Source organism: Gordonia sp. NPDC003422 (assembly GCF_053588675.1).
The window spans coordinates 84401-106058 of record NZ_JBSFQL010000021.1; the positions used below are offsets into that span (position 1 = coordinate 84401).

The following is a 21658-nucleotide window of genomic DNA, read 5'->3' on the forward strand; positions in this document are numbered from 1 at the left end:
AGGCAGCGAGCAGCATGAGGTGAGAACGGTGCAGGTCACTACGATGGCGGATACAAGCAACTCGATCGACCAGACGGGGAATGAGACTGCGATGTCCGCTGACCGCTCACGCCCGGGCGCATGGCAGTACTTCAAGTACGCCTATGGCGCCCGACTGCCCGAATCGATGCGTGAGTGGGTGGCCAACGATCTCGCCGGCCCCGGAGCGGCGTTCCGGATGGTGGCGCGCTGGTCGGTGCCCTGCATTCTGCTGCTGGTTCCCATGTTGTTCGTGCCGACGGAGTGGATCATTCGGCTGAACATGACGATCCCGATCCTCATCCCGTACGTCTTCTTCTCGATCGCACTGAACAAGGTGTATCGGCGTTACCGGCTCACCCAACACGGGCTCGACCCGGATCTGGTCAACAAGCTCGAACGCGAGAAGAACGCCGATATGTATGAGGAGTACAACCGCAAGTACCGCGGCGGCCGCAGTTAGCGGTGATCAGGACTGAGCCCTTAGTACAGGTAGTCCTCAGTACAGGTAGTCCTCGCCGCTGGCGCGCACCGTCACATCCGACAAGCTGATTCCCCACGGCTGATCGATGACGTGTACGACGGCGTTGGCGAGGTCGTCGGGAGTGATCAGCCAGTACTTCACCGAGTCGACGTCGACGAGTTCGGCGGGCATCTCGCCCTTGACGAGGCTGGTCACGTGTTCCTTGTAGGAGAGCGCACGCTGGCCGACGATGCCCATGATGGCGCGATCGTTGACGATCCAACTCGCGAGGTTGGTGCCCGCGACGCCCGTCGGTTTGACGGTCGTCACCTTGATCTTGCCCTTGGCCTCGATGCGTAGGGAGTCCGACAGCGTCGTGACGGCGGCCTTGGTTGCCGAGTAGACACCGGAACCCTCGAATCCACCGTTGCCGTAGATCGACGAGATGTTGACGACCTGTCCGCGGCCCTGCTCGATCATCTGGTCGTAGACGGCGGAGATGCCGTTGACGACGCCCTTGATGTTGATGTCGATTGCCTTGTGCCACTTCTGCCATGCCCGCTCGTGGTCGGCGAAGTAGGCCAGCGGCATGACGCCCGCGTTGTTGACCATGACGTCTATCGCGCCGTACGTCTCGACGGCAAGCGTGGCCGCGGCGCGCATCTGTTCCATGTCGGTGACGTCGGCCACCTGGTGAACCGCCGAACCGCCCTGGGCGACAATTGCTTCCGTGGTCTGCGCGAGGCCGTCGGCGTTGATGTCGACGCCCACCACGTGTGCGCCGCCAGCTGCGCACTTCTCGGCGATGAGCTTGCCGAAGCCGCCGCCGGCTCCGGTGGCGATGATGACTTTGCCCTGCAGATACTGCGACATGACTCCCCTAACCGGCCGTGCGATCGAGAGGATCGTAGCAGTGGTGCCCGAGCGATCGTTCGGTAGTCCCGCGTCAGTCGACGGTCACGTCCGACAGGGCGACGTCGGCATCGGCCAGCTTTGCCGGATCCAGCGCGGCTCCGGCGGAGATCAACTCCTTGATGCCGTCGAGTTGATCCCAGATGTTGACCTGCATGCCGGCTCGGAGGTGATCTTCGTCGTCGAGCCAGAATGCGAGGAACTCCAGGCTGTCGGGGCTGCCGCGAAGTACGACGCGGTGCTCACCAGACGCGAGACCGGAATACTCCATGCCGAGGTTGTACTGGTCGGTGAAAAAGTAGGGAAGATTGGTGTATTCGGCGCTGCCACCAAGCATGTTGGCAACCGCGACGGCGGGTTGATTGAGTGCGTTGGCCCAGTGTTCCGTGCGCACCCGACGCCCGAGAACGGGGTGCTCGGCGTTGGCGATGTCACCGACCGCGAAGATGTCCGGATCACTGCTGCGCAGTCCGGCGCTCACCAGGACACCGCCGTCGCCGATGTCGAGTCCGGCGCTCTCGGCGAGTTCGATGTTCGGGACCGCTCCCGCGGCCACCAGCACCGCATCCGCGTCGATGGTGTCGCCGCCCTTGAGCCCGATGCCAACCGCGCGCCCGTCCTCGACCAGGATCTCGGCCACGGCCACGTCGGTGCGCAGATCCACCCCATGCTTGCGGTGCAGGTCGGCGAAGATCGCGCCCACCTCTGCGCCCAGGGCGCCGATCAGCGGTTGCGGCGCCGTCTCGGCGACGGCAACCTGCGCGCCGCGGTTGCGCGCGCTCGCCGCCACCTCGAGCCCGATCCAGCCGCCGCCGACGATCGCCACGCGCATGTTCTCGTCGATCGCCTCGCTCAGCGCCACCGCGTCGTCGTAGCTGCGCAGGTAGTGGACACCATCAGCGTCCGCGCCGGGGAGGTCGAGATGCCGGGACCGTGAACCCGTTGCCAGAAGCAATTTCTCGTATGCAAGGGTGCTTCCATCCGGCAGTGTCACGGTGTGCGCTGCGGCGTCGATCTCCTCGATCATGGTTCCGGGGTGGACATCAATTCGATTGTCCCGATACCAGTTTCCGTCGTGCACTGTGAAATCGTCGAGCTTCTGCGAGCCCGCAAGAAATTCCTTCGACAATGGTGGGCGCTCGTAGGGAAGATGCTCTTCGGAGCCGAAGAGGACGATCTCGCCGTCAAAATCCTTTTCCCGCAAGGCCTCTGCGGCCTTGGCGCCGGCGAGTCCGCCACCGACGATGACGATGGTTGGCATGATGCCTCCCTGCAGTCGCGTATGTCCTTCGTCCTGCGTAGGACCTACTGTACGCCCGCAGCGCGCGCAACATTGGCTCGATGCGGTGCGAGCATGCGAATCGTGCGCCGTTGCGCGCCCGCGGCATTGCGAGTTCGCAGGCCATGCCGATGAATGTCGCTGGTATCGGATCCCCCTGCGGGTCGGCAGCTGATCCGAAGACGTGGCGGGGCGGGGAGGTACAGCTTTCGTACAGGCGGCGAGCGTTGTCCAACCCACAACCAAGAGTTGTGACCTCACAAATCGAAGCCCGCTTCCGCCGATGGCGCCGAGAGCGGAAGCTCGATGCATGGCAACTCTCACCGACACCCGCAACACGGCCCGCTCCGAGGCGAACTCGCAGATCCGCAGCGGCGCAACGCTGTTGGCTCATGTGACGCCGAACTGGTTTGGCGCGGTCATGGGAACCGGGATCGTCGCCACCGCCGCGGCGGGCCTGCCGGTCGGGACGGCCGCGCTCGAACCCTTCGCCGTCGCGATGTGGCTGGTCGCCGCCGGGCTCCTGGTCGTGGTCGCGTCGGCCTTCGTCGGGCACTGGATGCATCACCCCGAGAATGCCCGCGGCTACGCACGTCACCCCATGATGGGCCACTTCTACGGCGCCCCGGCGATGGCGTTGCTGACTGTTGGCGCCGCCACCCTGTTGGTCGGACGGGACGTCGTCGGCGACCATCCGGCGGTGTGGATCGACGCAGTGTTGTGGACGGTCGGCACCCTACTGGGGGTCGCGACCAGCGTGTGTCTGCCCTATTCGATGATGACCCGCCGTTCCGACGAACCACGGGTGGCGATGCCGTGCTGGCTGATGTCGGTGGTCCCGCCGATGGTGTCGGCCACCACTGGAGCGCTGCTCGTCGGGCACATCCCGGCGGGACAGGCTCGGCTGACGATGCTCTGCGGGTGCTACGGACTGTTCGGTCTGAGTCTGTTCCTCGGCATGATCACGATGACCCTCATCTACTCCCGTGCCATCCAGGACGGTCCGCCGGCAGGCGCAGCCGCACCGACGTTCTGGATCACTCTCGGTCTCATCGGGCAGTCGGTCACCGCCGCGAACCTGCTGGGCAACGCTTCACAGGGTGTCTTCACCGACGAGCAGGCGTACATCGCCCAGGGACTGCGAGTTTTCGGCATCGGGTATGGAATGGCGATGGCAGGTTTCGGAGTTGCCATGTTCGCATTGGCGGTGGCGGTCACCGTGCGCGCCGTTCGCCGGCGGATGCCCTTCGCGATCACGTGGTGGAGTTTCACCTTCCCGGTCGGCACGTGCGTCACCGGCCTGGCCGCTCTCGGCAAGGTCCTGCACGCCGCCCCGATCGAGGCACTGTCGGTGGTGCTGTTCGTTGCCCTCGTGGGCGCGTGGACGCTCGTCGCGTCGATGACGGTGGTCCACCGCCGCGCAGTGCTGGCGCCTTGATCAATCTCGGGAGGGACCCCGATTCGGGCAAAAAGGGCAGATTCCGGGTGGACGTTCGCAACGTCGCACGCGGGGTCGATCTCGGCTTTACAGTTGGTCGACAACCCATACATGCCACGGTCGAGGGGGCGGTCGGGCTGATCGCGTTCCGTTCTGCGGTGCGCAGTGAGGGGCCGAGGAATGACCACATCAGGCATGACCCCGATCGAGTCCCGCGGACAGGCGAACCTTCGCGAACTCACCATGCGCGGTGTGATCCTCGGCGGGATCATCACGCTGGTCTTCACCGCAGCGAACGTCTACCTGGGCCTGCGCGTCGGTCTCACGTTTGCCACCGCCATCCCGGCCGCGGTCATCTCGATGGCGATCCTGCGCTACTTCGCCGATCACTCGGTGGTCGAGAACAACATCGTGCAGACCATCGCGTCGGCCGCGGGCACGCTTTCGGCCATCGTGTTCATCCTGCCCGGCCTGGTGATGGTGGGCTGGTGGACCGGCTTCCCGTACTGGGTGACGGTGTCGGTGTGTGCGATCGGCGGCGTGCTCGGCGTCATGTATTCGATCCCGTTGCGTCGGGCCCTGGTCACCGGATCCGATCTGCCCTATCCGGAAGGTGTTGCGGCAGCGGAGGTTCTGAAGGTCGGCGACTCGTCGGGCGGGGCCCGGGAGAACAAGGCCGGCCTGCGGATCATCGTCGTCGGCTCGGTTGCGTCGGCGGCCTTCTCGCTGCTCACCAAGCTCAAGGTGGTGAGCGACTCGGTCTATGGAGCGATCAAGATCGGCACCGGCGGCACGCTTTTCAACGCCGGGCTGCTGATGTCGCTCATCGGTATCGGGCATCTGGTGGGCGTGTCGGTAGGTGTCGCGATGCTCGTCGGGCTCATCATCTCCTTCGGTGTGTTGCTGCCAGTGATGAGCCAGGGCAATCTCCCCGACGGTGACGGCCTGTATGACCAGGTGAACACCTTCTTCGGCAGCGACGTCCGACTCGTAGGCGCCGGTGCCATTGCGATCGCCGCCTTGTGGACGCTCGCCAAGATCATGATGCCGATCATCCGTGGTATCCAGTCGGCGCTCGCGTCGACGAGGTCGCGCCAGAAGGGTGTGAGCGTCGACCTCACCGAGCGTGACCTGCCGATGACCATCGTCGGTTCCACCATCCTGGTGCTCCTCATTCCGATCGGCTTCATGTTGTGGGACTTCGTGCACGACACGGTCCTCGAGGGCAGCGCGGCCGGGATCATCACCCTCAGTATCGTCTTCATCTTCGTGATCGGTTTGGCGGTCGCATCGGTGTGTGGGTACATGGCCGGTCTCATCGGATCGTCCAACAGTCCGATCTCCGGTGTCGGCATCCTGGTGGTGCTGATCGCGGCGATTCTGATCAAGATCGTCTACGGCTCCACCGATGCCGCGCACACCGCCGCGCTGGTGGCCTACACGCTGTTCACCGCCGCGATCGTGTTCGGCGTGGCGACCATCTCCAACGACAACTTGCAGGACCTCAAGACGGGCCAACTCGTCGGAGCAACACCGTGGAAGCAGCAGGTGGCCCTGATCATCGGCGTCGCCTTCGGAGCCGCGGTGATCCCCCCGATCCTGCAACTCATGTACACGTCGTTCGGGTTTGTGGGCGCGCCGGGCGAGACCGCGGACTCATTGGCCGCGCCGCAGGCGAGTCTGCTGTCGAGCTTGACCACCGGCGTACTCGGCGGCGACCTGAACTGGTGGCTGATCGGACTTGGAGCGCTGCTTGGCGCGATCATCATCGGCATCGACGAGGCGTTGGGCCGGGCGACACGATTCCGATTGCCGCCGCTAGCGGTCGGGATGGGCATGTATCTGCCCATGTCGGTGACCCTGGTCATCCCGATCGGTGCGTTCATCGGCCACTACTACAACCAGTGGGCCGAACGCAGCGGTGGCGCAGTCGACCACAAGAAGCGCATGGGAACGTTGTTGGCCACCGGCCTCATCGTCGGTGAGGCACTTTTCGGTGTGGTGTTCGCCGGGATCGTGGCCGCCACCGGTGACGACGCGGTGCTCGCGGTCGTGGGCGACGGCTTCGAGAAGTGGGCCGAGGCGCTGGGCGTCATTGTCTTCGCCGCGTCGGTCGCCTGGCTGTACAAGTGGACGTCGAAGACTGCCGCGGAGAGTAGCTCGGACCCGGTCAAGGAGTGAATCCGACTGCTGTTCAGGTGGATTCGGTGAGTGCCTGATCGAGGATGGCGAGTCCTTGCCGCAGTTCGTCGTCGGTCGCGGTGAGTGGCGGTGCGATGCGGAATATGCCGCCCATGCCGGGGAGTTGGACGACGTTCATGTGCAGCCCGAGGTCGAAACAGCGTCGGGTCACTTCGACGCCGAGACGGTCGGCGCCACGCTTGGTGACACGATCCTCCACGAGCTCGACGCCGTGCATGAGCCCACGGCCACGCACATCACCGATGCTGGGGTGGCGGTCCTGCAGCTCGAGCAGCCCGTCGCGCAGCAGCGAACCCGCTTGTGCGGCTCGATCATCGAGATGATCGCGCTCCAGCACGTCGAGCACGGTGTTGCCGACCGCGGCGACCAGCGGGTCGGAGACGTGGGTGGTGAAGAACAGGAACCCTGCGTCGTGTGCGGCGGCCTCGATCTCGGGTGAGGTGATCATCGCGGCCAGCGGCAGTCCGGCACCGAGAGTCTTGGACAGAGTGAGGATGTCGGGCACGATACCGTCGCGCTCGAAGGCATACCAGGAGCCGGTGCGGCACAGTCCGGTCTGCGCCTCGTCGACGATGAGCAACATTCCTCGCTCTTCACACCGACGTTTCAGCTCCGCGAAATAGCCTGGCGGAGGCTCGATCACGCCACCGGACGAAAGGATGGGCTCGACGATGCACGCCGCGAGTGAGCCGACCGACTGTGCGTCGATCAGGTCGAATCCGAAGTCGAGTTGTCGTTGCCAGTCCAGCGCGCCGTCGGCGTCGACGAAATCGGGGCGATAGGGGTTGGGGGTGGGTAGCGCGAAGTTGCCCGGCGCCACCGGGCCGTAGCCGCGTCGTCCGGCACTGTAGGTGGAAGCCGCTGCGGCGTGGGTCATTCCGTGCCAGGAACGCGCGAACGACACTATCTCGTGCTTGCCGGTGACCAGCTTGGCCATCCGGATCGCCGCCTCGTTGGATTCGGCGCCGGTGCTCAGCAGCAGCACCTTGCTCAAGGGTTCCGGCAGGGTGGCGCTGAGGCGTTCGGCAAGTGTGAGCACCGGTTCGGAGAGCATGCCGCTGAAGAGGTGGTCGAGTTCGGCGATCTGACGCGACACCGTCGACACGATGTCGGGGTGGGAGTGGCCGAGGATCGCCGACATCTGGCCCGACGTGAAATCCAGGACGGGCCGGTCGTCTGCGGTGTAGACCCAGCTGCCGGCCGCCCGCGCGATCAGTTCGGGACTGAACTGACCTCCGTAGCGAACCAGGTGGCGGGTGTCGACGGCAGAGGGCGTGACCTGCGAGTGTGGCATCGCTTCACGGTACGTCACCCCCTGATTCGGGTGCATGGTGGACGGTGAGGGGTGCACACTCGACGTATGGACGAGGTGCAAGCGTTTCGAGCGGCGGCCGACCATTTCGTAGCGCTCGTGTCGGAGATCGACGACCAACAGTGGGATGCGCCGGGACTCGGTGAGTGGGATGTCCGGGCGCTGGTCGGGCATACCGGACGCGCGCTGTCGACGGTTCGCGACTACGTGGCTCAACCGTCGCCGGATGTCTGCGAGATTCTCACCATCGCAGACTATTTCGACATCGCAGCGCAGCCCGGGCAGCCCGCTGCAATCGCCGAACGAGGACGGCAGGCCGGTGCCGCGCTGGGATCCGATCCGCTCGCAGCGGTCGAGCAACTGCGCGCCGACGCCCTCGCGGTCCTCGCGGAGACATCTGGCGACCGGGTGGTGCCGACGGCGGCCGGCAGCATGCGACTGAGCGTTTACCTGCCCACCAGAACCTTCGAACTTGCGGTGCATGGCCTCGACATCGCCCGGGCAACCGGACAGGAACCGGAACTGCCGGATGAGGTGGCGGCGGACGCGCTGGCGACGGCGTCGGCGATCGCCGTGCGGAAGGGGCAGGCGGCGGCTTTGTTGCTCGCGCTCTGTGGACGGACGCCGTTTGACACGTTGTCGCGCGTGGTGTGAGCGATATGAGTACGACGTCGGATGTCGCGGTGATCGGTGCCGGGATCGTGGGTCTCGCCGCCGCGTACGAGTTGTCCCGCCAGGGACTCAGTGTCACCGTTTTCGAGTCGGGCCAACCAGGCTTTGGCCAGTCGGCCGGCCAGTCCCGGATCTTTCGACACGCCCACGACGATCCTCGTCTGGTCAAGCTGGCCGTGCGCGCACGTGTTCGGTGGATGGCGTGGGAGGAGGAACTCGGCACCGAACTCATCTCGCGGGACGGTGGAATCGCTCTGGGCCCGTCGGCTTCTCGCCGGTTGGCGCAGCTCGTCACGCATCCGCAGATCGACGCTCGTGCGATCGACGCCGACGAACTGGCCCATTTGTTGCCGATGCTCGCGGGATATGCGGGAGACGCGGTGTTCGACGCGACCGCGGGATCGATCCACACGCGCGCCGCGATCGAAGCGCTGGCACAGTGCTTTGCCGATGTGACCGTGCGCGAGCAGGTGATCACGCTCCGCGATCGACGCGGTGGAGTCGAAGTACGCTGTCCCACAGGTCTGTTCACACACGGTGCGGCGGTGGTGTGTGCCGGCCGGGGGACGGCTGCGCTCGCCCGGGGTGTCGGGATTGACGTGCCGATCGAGCTGGGCGCACATGTTCGGGTGTCGTTCGGGATCCGAACGCCCGTGGCGTCACTTCCGACGCTGCAGGATGGAAGCGGCCATTTCGGGTTCACCGGAGTCTACGCGGCGGCCTACCCTGATCGCTCAGGTTACGGCCTCGGACTGTCGGATTCCGTCGCGGCAACCTCGGACGGAACCATCGTCGAACCCCAAGTGCTCGGCGAACTTGCCGATCGCGCAGCGGAATACGTTGGTGCTGCGCTGCCCGGTCTGGACCCGACGCCCCGCGATGTCGTGCACTGCTGGGTCACCACGCTGCCCTGGGGCGACGACGGAATCGCGATCGACTCGGCTGAATCGACCTATGTGATCGTCGGGCACAACATGTTCAAACATGCTCCGGCGCTTGGTGAGGCGTTGGCTCGATCGGTGCTCGACGGTCGGGTGGTGGACGGGTTCGGGCGGGGCAACCGACTCGGTTCTGCCGAAAGCGCCCCGACGCCCTGACCTGCGGAACTACCATCGGCGCATGCTGATCACGACTGCCGAACGCTATTCCCTGGACGACCTGCGTCCGACGCTGGCGCTGTCGCAGGCGGCGGATCTGGAGCCCGCGAGCAATTTTCCGATATACGACGACCTGACCGAGACATTGGTGACCGCTGGGCCGGAGGATTCGACCCTCCGGCACGTTCTCGCGGTCGCGTCGGGTTACTCGTACTCCGACATCGACACGCAGGCCATGATGATGACCCGACTGGGACTCGATGAGAGTTACTGCCGTGCAATCGAGATGACCGTGGATGCGATGTTCATAAGATCGACGGCCCACATCATCCAGAGCAAGGATGGGCGCGTGGTGATCGTCGCGTATCGCGGCACAGAGCCGACCAACGCGATCAGTTGGCTCGCCGATGCCGAGGTCACCCCCGAGTTCGTGGAGGTACCGACCCAACCGGGTGTCGAGCCGCCTCGGCAGGCCGTCCACGCCGGTTTCTACCGGAACATGCGGAGCATCCGTTGGCAGGTGGTCGAGGCCCTCACACGCGCGCATGAGGGCTTGTCGATCAACGGGGACAGGGCATCAGCGCGCCTGGAACATCCCATGGAGCGGTTGTATCTGACCGGCCACAGTTTGGGAGGCGCAACGGCCCTGCTGATGGGAATGGCGCTGTGCGCCAACGAAGTCTATCGGAAGGCCTTCTGGCCGTCGATGGCCGGAATCCACACCTTCGGGCAGCCGATGGTCGGAACACAGAATCTCGTGGATGCATTCTCAGCGGATATGCAGAAGAAGGTGTTTCGCTACGTCTTCGGCAAAGACCCCGTTCCGCATCTGCCGCCCACAGCGACCGGAACCCTCGCGCACATCGGTACGGAGTTTCACTCGGTGCCCGGCGTCGGCTACGTGAAGGAGCAAGGCGAGCAGCGTGAAGTACCAACCTACACATGGGAAGAGGGCCCCACTTCCACACAGGACGAGGGTGCGCTGGGGCTGATCACGCTGCCGTTCGGCTTCATCACCCGAAAGATCCCGTTGCTGCGATGCATTCCGTACGAATACGCGATCGACGACCATTTCCCGCAGTACTACGTGAGCACGTCGACACCGCCGACGTCTGTCAACGAGTTCGGTGACGACCCGTTGGTCACACCATCGCGCTGATTCACAGTGTGGCGCTGATCCGCACCTCGTGCCGACCGCCGAGGTCGACGTCGATGATCGCCGTTCCGTCGCTGTCCGCCTTGATACTGGGTTCCACCGCGCCGTCGACCCGATAGGTCTGCCGGGGGCGCAATCGGCCGATCCGCAGCGGCGTGCGAACTCCGCCGGCACCCGGGTGGAGGACGAGGTCGAGTCCGGTCCCGTCGCTGACCGCCTTGGCGACAAGCACTTCGGGGTAGGCGGCCTCGGTGAGCATGGGTCCCGATCGCCACGCGTCGGGCACCCGTCCGTTGATCAGCCCCTGCAGGCTGTCCTTGCCGACGAACCGGGAGAAGGCGTACGCGCAATTGACCCAGGTGGACACGCCCTCCAGCTTCTGGGCGCCGTCGGGCGACCGGTCGACGTCGGTGTTGATCCGAATGTGGTGGGAAACCCCTTGTACGACTTCGTCATCGCCCATTTCTCTGGCCGCGCAGAGCACGTTGACCCAGGCCCATGCGTCGCCGAGGTGGTACGAGCCGACGTCGAGCCGATCGATGGGTCGGATGCGGAGCTCCACCTTGTCACCGTGAACGCGAAGTCGATGAGTGCGCAGCGAGGACCAGGTCTCCTCCGCGAGGTCCGGCATGATGCCGTTGAGCCAGTAGACCATGACGGCGTCGTTGGCCAGCATCGGCGGCATCTTCAGGCCCATCGGTCCGCGTCCGAACAGGAATCTGCCGTTCCCCAGTAGATATCCGTTGTGTACCAGCGAATCTCGCGTCTTGTCGATCAGGTTGTCGGTGAGGTCGGTGTCGTGGAGGCGGTCGTAGCCGGCCAGCCCGGCGAGCGCGATGGTGTTGCACATCGGGTAGATGAGGTGCGGCTCGCACGGATACATCGTGTCGGGGCTGGCATGCATGTTGTTCTCGATGGCCCGGGCGATCTTGGTGAACCCGTAGTCGTACGTATTGCGGCGGTTCCACACGAGGGGGAGCGCGCCGTCGGCGTCAAAGCTGTGGTCGTCGTTCATGGTTTCGTACATGGCGAGCATCGCTGCGAAGAAGCCGGTGTACATGACGTTCGCGAACACCATCGGGTCGGGATTCCACCGCAGGTATCCGGCCAGACGTTCGGTTGCCCAATAGCCCCACACGCGTTTGTCGCACATCTTGCGAATGAGGTTGCCCTGGGCCTCAGCGAGGTAGCCGCCGAACGCCGGTGTGCGGGTGTATTGCGCCAGGGACAGGGCGTACGACGCGTAGGCCAGCTGATATCGGAGAGCGCTGCCGCCGATCTGTTCCAGCCGGGTGAACCCGGTGAAGTCATCGACCGGCTGGAGCGCCAGATCGAACAGATAGCGCTGCGACGCCAACTCGTCGGGCGTCGACTCGGTGACCGTCACGCTCGTCTCCGGGCTCAACCGCAGGGACGGACGATACGGGGCGCTCTGCAGTGATTCGGTCATCATCTTCCAGACGTGAGGAGGGGCGAACACTCGATGGGAACGCCAACAGCAGGCCGACGAAGGCGGCTGCGAGCGGCAGCACGTGCATCACGGTGTGCAGGGTGACGTTGTGTACGTGATAGAGCGACGCGACATGCATGTCGAGCGCCATCAACTCCAGGCTCGCGATGGCGATGCCGACGCAGGCGCAGCCGACGATTTGACTCCGGGTGCAGGGGTCGTCTCCCCGACGCATGAGCCTCGACGCAACACGTATGGCGACAGCGGCCAGGAGGAGAGCGCCTGCGGTGCGTACCAGCCAGATGGTCTGCGCGGCATCGCCGGTGGCGATTCCGCATGTCACCAGGAGTGCGCTCATGGCCAGGTAGACACCCAGCCCGACTGCGACGAAACGCAACGTCCAGGCAGCGACCCCGGTTCGGGTGTCAAGGGTGCGATCGGGGTGCCGCGGTGGCAGAAACGCCGCCGACGCTTCGCCGGGAGCCGGCCGGTTCGCGGTGGGGGCAAAGCCGTCGTCGCTGAGCGCACGACGCGCCCGCCACGGTGCCAGCCGGTGATAGACGGCTATCAGCAGCGCTGCGACGATGCAGCAGGCCATCGCAACCCTCCGTATCTGGAAACATGGCGTTCCAGATACGCTATCGCGTTTGCGTCTCAGATGTAACCGGGATCACTCGTCTATCCGCGGAAGCGACGACGCTCGCGCCAGTCCGACACCATTCGGCCGGTCTGGGTCCGCAGGTCGGCGGCCACATCGAGGACCGAGACGTCGGGTCGCCGCAACGCGCGGGCGGTGGTACCCGCCAGTGCGGATGGCGGCGTCATCGCGGCGGGCGGTTGGACGCGGTTGTAGATGTCGCTGAGCACCGCAGCATATTCGGGGCGTTCGCGGGCGCGGTGATAGAGCTCGTACTCCAGCGGCGACGGCGGGAGGCCCGCGGCCAGGAAATTGGTCCACTGGTAGATCTCGATGCAATCGCGTTCACGCTGCCGAGCCCAGTCGGCGGTGGCGCGGTCGACGGTCTGCGGATCGGGTGGGCCGGCGTGCCCGGCGCGGGTACCCAGGACGGGCGCGAGGTATTCGCCGAGCAGTCGCCCGTAGCGGTAGGCGTCGCGAATTCCCTGCGCGGTGACCGGATCCTTGAAGTGCCCGGCGTCGCCGGGAAGCACCCAGCCTGGCCCGCTTGACGTCCGGAAGTACGATTCGATCCCCGTGCAGGCACGCACCCTCGAGGCCAACTCGCAACCTTCGAGGCGCTTTGCCAGGCCGGGCAGATTCTGGATGCCCTGCAGGTAGGCATCGGTCACCTTGCGTCCGCGGAACTGGGGGATGAGATCGATGGGCGGTTGCAGCAGGCACAGCAGTTCGCCGCCGTCGCACGGGAACGCGGTGCCCAGGAGACCCTCGACCCGCCACTGGGATGCGATGTGGCGCAGGTCGTCTCGATCATCCTTCCAGTAGGCGAAGTAGCAGGCACGGCCGCTCGGTGCGCTGATGATCGGTGTGCGTGCGCCCACTTGTTCGGCGACAAAGCTCTTGCGACCGTCGGCGCCGATCACGATCGGCGCGCGCACCACGTGACGGCGCTCATCGGCGTCGGAGTATTCGATTCCGGCGGCACGCCCGCCGTCCCAGATCACCTTGGTGGCGGTGCACTGTTCACGAATCTCGGCGCCCGCGGTCTTGGCGGTACGGACCAGTGCGTCGTCGAGGTGGGTGCGTCGGACGCACATCCCGTAGTCGATCCCGGATACCGCGGAATATGGAGTGCGCCAGCCTATCTCGTCGAGTATTGCCTCGGCGATCGGCATGCGTGGCGCGCCGATTGCCTCCACAGCGTCAAGCGCGCCGAGGGCGTGGATCTCGGCCATCGTCGACGGCCACAACAGATGTGTGGAGAGGGTGTCGGACGGGAAGCGGGCCGAATCGATGGCGAGGACGTTCAGGCCGCGCTGCGCGAGTGCGATCGCGGTTGCCGCGCCCGCGCAACGCGCTCCCACAATGACCGCATCGAAATACTCGCTGTCACCCGACGGAACGCCATCCTGCTCCTCGACACCCGATCCGCTCCCCGCAGCGTTCATCACCGACTCCCGCCCATTCTTCTTGGACACATTGTCTGACACAGTGTCAGGAGACCGTATTGCCTGCGCACAGAGGGTGTCAAGGGTGGCGTAGCATCCTGGCCATGGGATCGGTGACCAGGCCCGCGTCGAATGCGAGTCAACGTCGCGGCGAGGTCACCGAACGGGTGCTCACCGCGGTAGAACAACTGCTGGCCGACGGCGAACGATTCACCGAGATCCCGGTGCAACGGATCGCGGAGAGTTCGGGAATGTCGCGTCCGGCGTTTTACCAGTACTTTCCGAACAAGAGTGAGGTCCTCATCCAGGTGGCCGACGTGGCCTCCCAGGAGTTCTTCGCCGGACCCGCACGCTGGTTTGCCGACGACGGCTCCCTGGGCCGCGGGGTCGACGGCGTCGCGGCGGCAATCCGAATGATGGTGTCGGAGTTCCGGAAACACTGGTCGCTCATGCGCGCGCTGAGCGAGGTCGCTGCCTACGACGCCCGGGTCGCGGACTTCTGGTTCGGTCGCATCGAGTCGTTCATTGCCGCCGCGTCGGGACAGGTCGACCGCTGGCGTGCCGACGGCCGGGTGGACGCAAGCGTGACCAGGGAGTCGGTGGCGGCGGTGACCTGGATGGTCGAACGGTCGGTGACCCAGCACGTCCTGCATCCCGACGACGACACGCCGGATGCGGACGAACGGTTGGTTGCGGCACTGTCGCGCACGATCTGGCTCACCATCACCGGCGGTCCCCGCTGATCCGACTCACAGCCGACGTCCAGCATCGATGGATACGTTGGGCCCATGACCTCCACACTGCACACCGACCCCGTCGCGTCGACCATCGCCGCGATGTACGACGACGCCCGAGCGCAATTCGACCGGGCGGCAGGCGGCGGACGTCCGCGATTGTCCGACGACGCAACCGCGCAGGAACGGGCCGACGCGGCGAGCGACGCGTACATGCCGGTGAGTCCGATGGCCGGACAGCTGATGTACTCGCTGGTCCGGGCCACTCGGCCGGACGTCGTCGTCGAATTCGGGATGTCGTACGGAATCTCGACGCTGCATCTGGCCGCCGCGGTCCGCGACAACGGCCACGGCCAGGTCCACACAACCGAGATGAGCGCCAAGAAACTCGCTGCCGCGGCCGACACGTTTTCTCGAGTGGGCTTGGACGATGTGATCACCATCCACGCCGGCGACGCGCTCACCACCCTCGCCGACCTCGACGGACCGGTGGGCTTCCTCTTTCTCGACGGCTGGAAGGACATGTATCTTCCGGTGCTCGAGCTGCTCGAGGACCGGCTGCCGTCAGGGACGCTCATTCTCGCCGACAACACCGAACGCGAGGGGGTCGCGCCGTACCTGGCGCGGGTTCGGGACCCGGAGGCCGGCTATGCCGGCGTCAACTTCCCTGGCAAGGGCGCCGACACGATGGAGTTGAGCGTTCGGCTCTGAGGCGAAGGGCGGCCCAGGGAGGTGTTACCGACACTCTGTGTCCTGTCGGAGAGTCTGTGTGCTGCAGCACCCAGTTGACCCGATTCGACACAGGGTGTGGCCAGGAATCGAGTTGGGTTGGAGACCGTGTTGAATGTCGGGGACGGTCGACGAGGAGGGATGGGCGCGGATGGGCAGGTTTGACGGGGTTGGGACGCTGTATCGCGTGTTTCGGGGTGAACAGGTCGGCGAACCATTCGCGACGCCGCACGTGGTGGTCGCCGACGGTCGTCACCGGCTGCTCAAGCGCTACGACCCGACGGGCACGCGGATCGATGCTCCGCCGGTGCTCCTGATCCCGCCGCTCGCGGTGTCGTCGAGTTGCTACGACCTCGCCCCCGGCCTCTCGTTCATCGAGTTCCTGACTTCGACCGGGCGGACCGTCTACCTCGTCGACTTCGGGGACATGGATCGCACGGACCGCGATCTCGGGTTCGCCGGTTTCTTCGCCGACATCGTTCCGGAAGCGATTCGACGAGTGATCGGCGACAGCGGTGCCGAGATGGTCGACCTGGTGGCGTGGAGCATCGGCGGCACCCTGGGGTTCCTCACCCTGGCCGCAGACCCGGGGCTCCCGGTGAGGTCGATGACGGCCGTCGGCACGCCGCTCGACTACGCGCCGGTTGCCATGTACCGGCTGGGCAGAGCACTCACGCGGCCGACGAATGGCAAGGCGATCACGGTGGTCTTGCGCGCGCTCGGTGGTATCCCGGCGCCAGTGGTGCGCACGGTGTATCGCGCAACCGCATGGCAGCGCGAACTGAAGAAGCCGGGCTACATCATGAGCAACGCCGACAATCCCGACGCGCTCGCGAGAATGCAGGCCATCGATCGGTTTCAGGCCACGATGCCCGGATATCCGGGCAAGGTGTCCGAGGAGATGTGGGAGAACTTCGTCTATCGTGCCGAACTTGCCGGCGGTACATTGCATTTCGGCGACCGGGTGCTGGAACTCTCGTCGATCACCCAGCCCATCGCCCTCTTCGGCAGTCACCGCGACGCGATCGTCAGTTGGGAGGCCGCGCATCACGGCGTCGAGCTGTTCGACGGTGCGCAGCACGTCGAGTTCACGACGGTCGAGTCGAGTCACCTCGGCTTGATCGCCGGGTCCGACGCTGTCGCACACACCTGGCCGCGGATCGACGAGTTCCTGCGGGAACTCGATTCGCGGCCAGGTGGCGACGGTCACCAGGCCTTCGAGGCTCCTCGCTAGCGCTTGTCGCACCTCAGGCAGCGGTAGGCGGCTGTGCGCTTGTCGCACCTCAGGCAGCGGTAGGCGGCTGTGCGCTTGTCGCACCTCACGCAGCGGTTGGCGGCTGTGCGCTCGTCGCACCTCAGGCAGTGGGCTGATCCTAGAGTTGTTGTCGGCGTAGGTGATCGAGCCAGGCATGCACGAGCGGCACCACGCTGGCGCCTTCGCCGCTGGCGGCCGCGACCCGTTTCATGGAGCCGGACCGAATGTCGCCGGCCGCGAACACGCCGGGGGTGCTGGTGGCGAGGTTCGGCGGCGGCAGACCGTCGGCCCAGCGCTCGCGCGGTACGTCCCGTCCGGTGAGGACGAAGCCGTCGTCGTCGCGGTCGACCTCCGGTGGCAGCCAGTCGCAGGTGGGTTCGGCGCCGATCAGCACGAAAAGTCCACCGGCGGTGACCTGTTCGGTGTTTCCGGTGGGTCGGTCGCAGAGCTGCAACCACTCGAGTCGTCCGTCGCCGCCACCGTCGATGACGTCGCAATTGCCGCGCACCGATATCCGGGGGTTGAACGTGATCTCGCCGATGAGGTACTGGGACATGGTGGCGCGGAGATCTTCTCGACGGATCACGATGGTCACCGACCGCGCGTGCCGCGCCAGATGGATCGCCGCCTGTCCGGCGGAATTGCCGCCCCCGATCACGAACACGTCACGACCGTCCATCTCGCGGGCCGCCGACATCGCTGCCCCGTAGTGCACACCGCGCCCGACAAGGTGCTCGAGTGGATCGATACCCAGACGGCGATAGGTGACGCCCGTGCTGATCAACACGGCTCGCGCGACGACGTCGCCGCCCTCGGTGCACACGCGATGCGGTGTGCCGTCGGTTCCGGGCAGGATCGACTGCACGTCCCATCCCGTATAGAACTGGGCCCCGAACCGCACGGCCTGCGTCCGGGCCCGCTGCGCGAGTCGCATGCCGGAGATTCCGCGCGGGAAGCCGAGGTAGTTCCGGATCATCGAACTCGTCCCGGCCTGCCCCCCGATGGCCTCGGATTCGATGACGACCGTCGAAAGTCCTTCCGAGGCAGCGTAAACCGCTGCTGCGAGTCCGGCGGGTCCGGAACCGACGACGGCGAGGTCGACCACGGTGCCCACGTCGACATCTGACGGCCGTCCGTAGATGAGCACGGCCACGTCGCGCACCGTCTCGGCCGCGATGACCGATCGCCCGTCGTCGGCGCGCAGGGAATGCACCAGCGGGTAGACGCCGACGCTGGACGCGAGTTCCTCGGCCTGTCGGCCCTCTGGACTGTCCGGCGGGTAGGTGCGGTTGGGCATGCCCATGCGATCGAGGAAGTCGCGGATCGCCAGCGACAGCAGCGTCGTCGTGGGCGTGATGATGCGGATCGCGTCGACTTCGGGTGCCGCCACCGTTGCGCCCCAGTCGGAGAGCATTTCGGTTATGGCGTAATGGAATTCCTCATCCCGGGCGCCACGGGGCAGTAGCAGGAACGTGTCGAACTTGCCCTTCTGCAGCGCCGGCCGCAACGTGGTGGTGTGCTCGGCGAAGTTCTGCCACGCGATCACGACCACCCGCCGCGCCGTCGGCACGATGCTCCGGAACGCCGACAGCGCCTCCAGGAGGTTCATGTCGGGCAGTTCGGACGACACCACGATCAGCGCCACCGGATGTCCCTCGCTCGCGAGTCGGCCGAGCAGCGCTATCGCCTCGATTGCACTGCGCGTGCAGGTGACATGGTAATCCCTGGCGTACCTGCTGAATTCGAGCATGAGCGCATCGCCGTGATCGGCCGACACGAGGACAATCGACGGTGTCCGCGGGTCGTCGGCAGCGGATCTCAATGCGGGAACGCAAGTGCGCTCCCGGGTATCGGAGGGCCTTGTCCCGTTGAATCGATGTATGTCAATATTGACGGGTGTCGAATAAGAACTTGCTTCTCTTGCCAGGCCGCGGCCTGAGTGGTGACGAGACCGGAGCGGTTACCCCGCTGCTGAAGGCGCTCGCGGATCCGGTTCGGCTGCGGTTGCTGTCGGAGGTCGCCGCGCATCCGGGAGGTGAGGCGTGCGTGTGCGACATCTCCGGGCCGTTCGAGCTGTCGCAGCCGACGATCTCGCATCATCTCAAGGTGCTGCGTCAGGCGGGTCTGGTGACGAGCGAACGCCGCGCGACGTGGGTGTACTACCGGGTGAACGCTGAAGCGCTGCAGCAACTGTCGGACCTGCTGGACGATCTCGCCACGGTCGTGGGGGAAACACGCTCGTGTGAGGTGGACCAGTGACCGCCTCCGACACCGCGGTCGCGGGCAAGCTGTCGACGCTGGACCGATTCCTGCCGGTGTGGATCGGCGCAGCGATGGTCGCGGGCCTGCTGCTGGGCCGCACCGTTCCCGGCCTGGGTGACGCCCTGGCGGCCGTGGAGATCGACGGCATCTCGCTGCCGATCGCTCTCGGACTGCTGATCATGATGTATCCGGTGCTGGCCAAGGTGCGCTACGACCGACTCGACTCGGTCACCGGCGACCGTCGCCTGCTGCTCGGGTCGCTGGCGTTGAACTGGATCCTCGGACCCGCGTTGATGTTCGCGCTGGCCTGGCTCCTGCTCCCCGACCTACCGGAGTACCGGACCGGACTGATCATCGTCGGTCTGGCGCGCTGTATCGCGATGGTCATCATCTGGAACGACCTGGCGTGCGGCGACCGCGAGGCGGCTGCCGTCCTCGTCGCACTGAACTCGGTGTTCCAGGTGATCATGTTCGCCGTGCTGGGCTGGTTCTACCTCTCGGTGCTACCCGGATGGCTCGGCCTGGAACAGACGACCATCGACACCTCGCCGTGGCAGATCGCGAAGTCGGTGCTGATCTTCCTCGGAATCCCGTTGGTCGCCGGCTATCTCACCCGCCGCATCGGCGAACGGGCCAGAGGCCGCGAATGGTACGAATCCTCGTTCCTCCCCCGATTGGGGCCGTGGGCCCTCTACGGCCTGCTGTTCACCATCGTCATCCTGTTCGCCCTGCAGGGGGAGCAGATCACCTCTCACCCGTGGGACGTCGTGCGGATCGCGCTGCCGCTGCTGATCTACTTCGCGGTGATGTGGGGTGGCGGATTCGTCCTCGGCGCCGCGATGGGGCTGGGTTACGCACGGACCACCACGCTGGCGTTCACCGCCGCCGGCAACAACTTCGAACTCGCCATCGCCGTTGCGATCGCGACCTATGGTGCGACCTCCGGTCAGGCTCTCGCCGGAGTCATCGGCCCACTCATCGAGGTGCCCGTCCTCGTCGCGCTGGTCTATGTGTCCCTGGCACTGCGGAAACGCTTCACCAGTCCGACGACCGCCTCCAGCCCAGATGTATCGAAGGAGCCTGTTCGCGATGTCTGAGAATGTGTTGGACGAACAGCTAAGTCGCGGCGAACACCGCGCCCAACCCGAACTGTTGATGCCGCATACCGTGCTCGCCCGTACCGCAGCTGACTTGGCCGCCAAGTACGAGGGGGTGGTGTCTCGGCAGACGGTGGAACGCTGTGTTTTCGAGTCCTACACCGCGTTACGGCGCACCTCCCGGGTGCATGCGCATCTGACGACCTTGGCGGGCCGGTTCGCTGCCGATCGATTACGCGCCCTGGCCCAGGCCGATGGATCGGCGCCCAAGGATGTGCCCGAAGTCCTGTTCATCTGCGTGCAGAACGCCGGCCGCTCGCAGATGGCCGCCGGATTGATGACCCACCACGCCACAGGTCGGGTACACGTGCGCTCCGCCGGGTCAGCCCCCGCGCACTCGATCAACCCGACCGTCGTCGAAGCAATGACCGAGATCGGCGTCGACTTGGGCACGCAGTACCCCAAACCACTCACCGACGATGTAGTCGCCGCCGCCGACGTGGTCGTAGCCATGGGCTGCGGCGACGCGTGCCCGATCTATCCCGGCAAGCGGTATCTCGATTGGACGGTCTCCGATCCCGAAGGCCGTCCACTTAGCGAGGTTCGCGCGATCCGCGATGACCTTGACGCCCGGGTTCGTGAGCTCCTTGCCGAACTCACGGCCAACCATGTGTGACTTTCCGAGCATTCTCCACAGCTGAAAGGGACTGTTTCTCATGCCTTCCTCTCGACCTAGCGTGCTGTTCGTGTGCGTCCACAATGCCGGCCGCTCACAGATGGCCGCGGGGTTCCTCACCGCTCTGAGCCAGGGCAGTGTCGAGGTCCGCTCCGCCGGATCTGCGCCCGCCGACTCAATCAATCCCGCCGCGGTCGAGGCGATGGCCGAAGTCGGTATCGACATCTCGGCACAGTCACCCAAGGTCCTCACCCCCGACACCGTCGAATCCTCCGATGTGGTGATCACCATGGGCTGTGGCGATACATGCCCAGTATTCCCCGGCGTCAGCTACCGCGACTGGGCCCTCGACGACCCCGCCGGCCAAGGCATCGACGCGGTCCGCCCGATCCGCGATCAGATCCGCGCACTGGTCGCGGACCTCCTCGACGAACTGCTCCCCGCTAACCAGCAGGTCGGCCAGTGAGCACACCACCGAAGGTGTTGTTCGTGTGCGTGTCCAACCGCGGCAAATCCGTGATGGCCGAACACCTCACACCCACGGTCACCGACCGGATCACCCCATCCTCGGCCGGAACGAGTGCGAAGATCGGCGGACAGGTCAACGACCTGTCCGCCCAGGCGCTCGCCGAAGTCGGCGCCGACGTCGCCGGACACCAGCCGCGGCAACTCACCGACGAACTGATGCAAACTGCAGATCTCGTCGTGGTGGTCGGCACCGCCGAGGTCACCCCACCCGACGGCGTCGCCCTCGAAGTGTGGAACACCGACGAACCCTCCGAACGGGGCATCGACGGCATCGAACGGATGCGACTAATCCG

At 65.6% G+C, this 21658-nt stretch carries 21 protein-coding genes; 14 read left to right on the top strand and 7 right to left on the bottom strand.

The window, feature by feature from the left end; translation table 11 throughout:
- The first annotated feature begins 91 nt into the window (after positions 1 to 91).
- Positions 92 to 481 (top strand): DUF5313 domain-containing protein, encoded by a 390-nt coding sequence (locus ACWDTF_RS17865; RefSeq protein WP_355274653.1) that lies wholly within the window; start codon positions 92 to 94, stop codon positions 479 to 481.
- Between the two features lie 36 nt (positions 482 to 517).
- Here the strand turns inward: ACWDTF_RS17865 and ACWDTF_RS17870 are convergent, their stop codons facing one another.
- Positions 518 to 1354, bottom strand: a complete 837-nt coding sequence (locus ACWDTF_RS17870) for an SDR family oxidoreductase (RefSeq protein WP_355274656.1) — start codon at positions 1352 to 1354, stop codon at positions 518 to 520.
- 73 nt (positions 1355 to 1427) lie between these two features.
- Positions 1428 to 2654 (bottom strand): NAD(P)/FAD-dependent oxidoreductase, encoded by a 1227-nt coding sequence (locus ACWDTF_RS17875; protein WP_355274659.1) that lies wholly within the window; start codon positions 2652 to 2654, stop codon positions 1428 to 1430.
- Between the two features lie 328 nt (positions 2655 to 2982).
- Here ACWDTF_RS17875 and ACWDTF_RS17880 point away from each other — a divergent pair, with 328 nt between their 5' ends.
- On the top strand, positions 2983 to 4110 hold the full coding sequence (locus ACWDTF_RS17880) for a TDT family transporter (RefSeq protein WP_355274662.1): 1128 nt from the start codon (positions 2983 to 2985) through the stop codon (positions 4108 to 4110).
- Positions 4111 to 4290: 180 nt separating this feature from the next.
- Positions 4291 to 6291, top strand: coding sequence for an OPT family oligopeptide transporter (locus ACWDTF_RS17885; RefSeq protein WP_240855110.1), 2001 nt, complete (start codon positions 4291 to 4293; stop codon positions 6289 to 6291).
- Positions 6292 to 6304: 13 nt separating this feature from the next.
- On the opposite strand, the gene ACWDTF_RS17890 is transcribed toward ACWDTF_RS17885, so the two are convergent.
- Positions 6305 to 7606, bottom strand: a complete 1302-nt coding sequence (locus ACWDTF_RS17890; protein ID WP_355274666.1) for an aspartate aminotransferase family protein — start codon at positions 7604 to 7606, stop codon at positions 6305 to 6307.
- Between the two features lie 66 nt (positions 7607 to 7672).
- Between ACWDTF_RS17890 and ACWDTF_RS17895 the strand changes: the two genes are divergently transcribed.
- From ACWDTF_RS17895 to ACWDTF_RS17905, 3 genes are read left to right on the top strand one after another with little or no spacing between them, the layout of a single operon-like run.
- Positions 7673 to 8278 carry a maleylpyruvate isomerase family mycothiol-dependent enzyme gene (locus tag ACWDTF_RS17895; protein ID WP_355274669.1) on the top strand — a complete coding sequence of 202 codons (606 nt, stop codon included), beginning with the start codon at positions 7673 to 7675 and terminating at the stop codon, positions 8276 to 8278.
- Between the two features lie 5 nt (positions 8279 to 8283).
- Entirely contained in the window at positions 8284 to 9393 is a 1110-nt protein-coding gene (locus tag ACWDTF_RS17900) for an NAD(P)/FAD-dependent oxidoreductase (RefSeq protein ID WP_355274672.1), read from the top strand.
- A 22-nt stretch (positions 9394 to 9415) separates the two neighbouring features.
- Positions 9416 to 10552, top strand: coding sequence for a lipase family protein (locus ACWDTF_RS17905; protein ID WP_355274675.1), 1137 nt, complete (start codon positions 9416 to 9418; stop codon positions 10550 to 10552).
- A gap of 1 nt (position 10553) precedes the next feature.
- Here the strand turns inward: ACWDTF_RS17905 and ACWDTF_RS17910 are convergent, their stop codons facing one another.
- The 3 genes from ACWDTF_RS17910 to ACWDTF_RS17920 all read right to left on the bottom strand — a co-directional run bounded on the left by ACWDTF_RS17910 (position 10554) and on the right by ACWDTF_RS17920 (position 14084).
- Positions 10554 to 11936: a linalool dehydratase/isomerase domain-containing protein gene (locus tag ACWDTF_RS17910; protein ID WP_355274677.1), complete on the bottom strand. Its 1383-nt coding sequence runs from the start codon at positions 11934 to 11936 to the stop codon at positions 10554 to 10556.
- Positions 11857 to 12597 carry a hypothetical protein gene (locus ACWDTF_RS17915; protein ID WP_240855101.1) on the bottom strand — a complete coding sequence of 247 codons (741 nt, stop codon included), beginning with the start codon at positions 12595 to 12597 and terminating at the stop codon, positions 11857 to 11859. The genes ACWDTF_RS17910 and ACWDTF_RS17915 overlap by 80 nt, the downstream gene beginning before the upstream one ends.
- 80 nt (positions 12598 to 12677) lie before the next feature.
- Entirely contained in the window at positions 12678 to 14084 is a 1407-nt protein-coding gene (locus ACWDTF_RS17920; RefSeq protein ID WP_355274680.1) for an NAD(P)/FAD-dependent oxidoreductase, read from the bottom strand.
- A gap of 104 nt (positions 14085 to 14188) precedes the next feature.
- Here ACWDTF_RS17920 and ACWDTF_RS17925 point away from each other — a divergent pair, with 104 nt between their 5' ends.
- From ACWDTF_RS17925 to ACWDTF_RS17935, 3 genes are all read left to right on the top strand, one after another.
- Positions 14189 to 14827 (top strand): TetR/AcrR family transcriptional regulator, encoded by a 639-nt coding sequence (locus tag ACWDTF_RS17925; RefSeq protein ID WP_240855096.1) that lies wholly within the window; start codon positions 14189 to 14191, stop codon positions 14825 to 14827.
- Between the two features lie 45 nt (positions 14828 to 14872).
- On the top strand, positions 14873 to 15529 hold the full coding sequence (locus tag ACWDTF_RS17930) for an O-methyltransferase (RefSeq protein WP_240855095.1): 657 nt from the start codon (positions 14873 to 14875) through the stop codon (positions 15527 to 15529).
- Between the two features lie 169 nt (positions 15530 to 15698).
- Positions 15699 to 16781, top strand: a complete 1083-nt coding sequence (locus ACWDTF_RS17935) for an alpha/beta hydrolase (RefSeq protein WP_355274682.1) — start codon at positions 15699 to 15701, stop codon at positions 16779 to 16781.
- Between the two features lie 139 nt (positions 16782 to 16920).
- On the opposite strand, the gene ACWDTF_RS17940 is transcribed toward ACWDTF_RS17935, so the two are convergent.
- Positions 16921 to 18552 carry an FAD-dependent oxidoreductase gene (locus ACWDTF_RS17940; protein ID WP_355274698.1) on the bottom strand — a complete coding sequence of 544 codons (1632 nt, stop codon included), beginning with the start codon at positions 18550 to 18552 and terminating at the stop codon, positions 16921 to 16923.
- A 146-nt stretch (positions 18553 to 18698) separates the two neighbouring features.
- Between ACWDTF_RS17940 and ACWDTF_RS17945 the strand changes: the two genes are divergently transcribed.
- From ACWDTF_RS17945 to ACWDTF_RS17965, 5 genes are all read left to right on the top strand, one after another.
- Positions 18699 to 19061 carry an ArsR/SmtB family transcription factor gene (locus ACWDTF_RS17945; RefSeq protein WP_279101584.1) on the top strand — a complete coding sequence of 121 codons (363 nt, stop codon included), beginning with the start codon at positions 18699 to 18701 and terminating at the stop codon, positions 19059 to 19061.
- Positions 19058 to 20161: an ACR3 family arsenite efflux transporter gene (gene arsB, locus ACWDTF_RS17950; protein ID WP_279101586.1), complete on the top strand. Its 1104-nt coding sequence runs from the start codon at positions 19058 to 19060 to the stop codon at positions 20159 to 20161. The genes ACWDTF_RS17945 and arsB overlap by 4 nt, the downstream gene beginning before the upstream one ends.
- Complete coding sequence (locus ACWDTF_RS17955) at positions 20154 to 20837, top strand: arsenate reductase ArsC (protein WP_012832690.1); 684 nt, start codon at positions 20154 to 20156, stop codon at positions 20835 to 20837. The genes arsB and ACWDTF_RS17955 overlap by 8 nt, the downstream gene beginning before the upstream one ends.
- A gap of 40 nt (positions 20838 to 20877) precedes the next feature.
- A complete protein-coding gene (locus tag ACWDTF_RS17960) occupies positions 20878 to 21303 on the top strand; it encodes an arsenate reductase ArsC (protein ID WP_012832689.1) in 426 nt (141 codons plus the stop codon).
- Positions 21300 to 21658 (top strand): arsenate-mycothiol transferase ArsC (locus tag ACWDTF_RS17965; protein WP_449754781.1); only part of this gene is annotated, 359 nt, incomplete at its 3' end. The genes ACWDTF_RS17960 and ACWDTF_RS17965, both read left to right, overlap by 4 nt.

Coding starts and splice junctions, on each gene's coding strand:
- ACWDTF_RS17915 (WP_240855101.1), bottom strand. CDS start 12,597: ATGGCCTGCTGCATCGTCGCAGCGCTGCTGATAGCCGTCTATCACCGG.
- ACWDTF_RS17885 (WP_240855110.1), top strand. CDS start 4,291: ATGACCACATCAGGCATGACCCCGATCGAGTCCCGCGGACAGGCGAAC.
- ACWDTF_RS17960 (WP_012832689.1), top strand. CDS start 20,878: ATGCCTTCCTCTCGACCTAGCGTGCTGTTCGTGTGCGTCCACAATGCC.
- ACWDTF_RS17940 (WP_355274698.1), bottom strand. CDS start 18,552: ATGCTCGAATTCAGCAGGTACGCCAGGGATTACCATGTCACCTGCACG.
- ACWDTF_RS17905 (WP_355274675.1), top strand. CDS start 9,416: ATGCTGATCACGACTGCCGAACGCTATTCCCTGGACGACCTGCGTCCG.
- ACWDTF_RS17865 (WP_355274653.1), top strand. CDS start 92: ATGTCCGCTGACCGCTCACGCCCGGGCGCATGGCAGTACTTCAAGTAC.
- ACWDTF_RS17930 (WP_240855095.1), top strand. CDS start 14,873: ATGACCTCCACACTGCACACCGACCCCGTCGCGTCGACCATCGCCGCG.
- ACWDTF_RS17935 (WP_355274682.1), top strand. CDS start 15,699: ATGGGCAGGTTTGACGGGGTTGGGACGCTGTATCGCGTGTTTCGGGGT.
- ACWDTF_RS17870 (WP_355274656.1), bottom strand. CDS start 1,354: ATGTCGCAGTATCTGCAGGGCAAAGTCATCATCGCCACCGGAGCCGGC.
- ACWDTF_RS17895 (WP_355274669.1), top strand. CDS start 7,673: ATGGACGAGGTGCAAGCGTTTCGAGCGGCGGCCGACCATTTCGTAGCG.
- ACWDTF_RS17920 (WP_355274680.1), bottom strand. CDS start 14,084: ATGAACGCTGCGGGGAGCGGATCGGGTGTCGAGGAGCAGGATGGCGTT.
- ACWDTF_RS17900 (WP_355274672.1), top strand. CDS start 8,284: ATGAGTACGACGTCGGATGTCGCGGTGATCGGTGCCGGGATCGTGGGT.
- ACWDTF_RS17880 (WP_355274662.1), top strand. CDS start 2,983: ATGGCAACTCTCACCGACACCCGCAACACGGCCCGCTCCGAGGCGAAC.
- ACWDTF_RS17890 (WP_355274666.1), bottom strand. CDS start 7,606: ATGCCACACTCGCAGGTCACGCCCTCTGCCGTCGACACCCGCCACCTG.
- ACWDTF_RS17875 (WP_355274659.1), bottom strand. CDS start 2,654: ATGCCAACCATCGTCATCGTCGGTGGCGGACTCGCCGGCGCCAAGGCC.
- ACWDTF_RS17925 (WP_240855096.1), top strand. CDS start 14,189: ATGGGATCGGTGACCAGGCCCGCGTCGAATGCGAGTCAACGTCGCGGC.
- ACWDTF_RS17955 (WP_012832690.1), top strand. CDS start 20,154: ATGTCTGAGAATGTGTTGGACGAACAGCTAAGTCGCGGCGAACACCGC.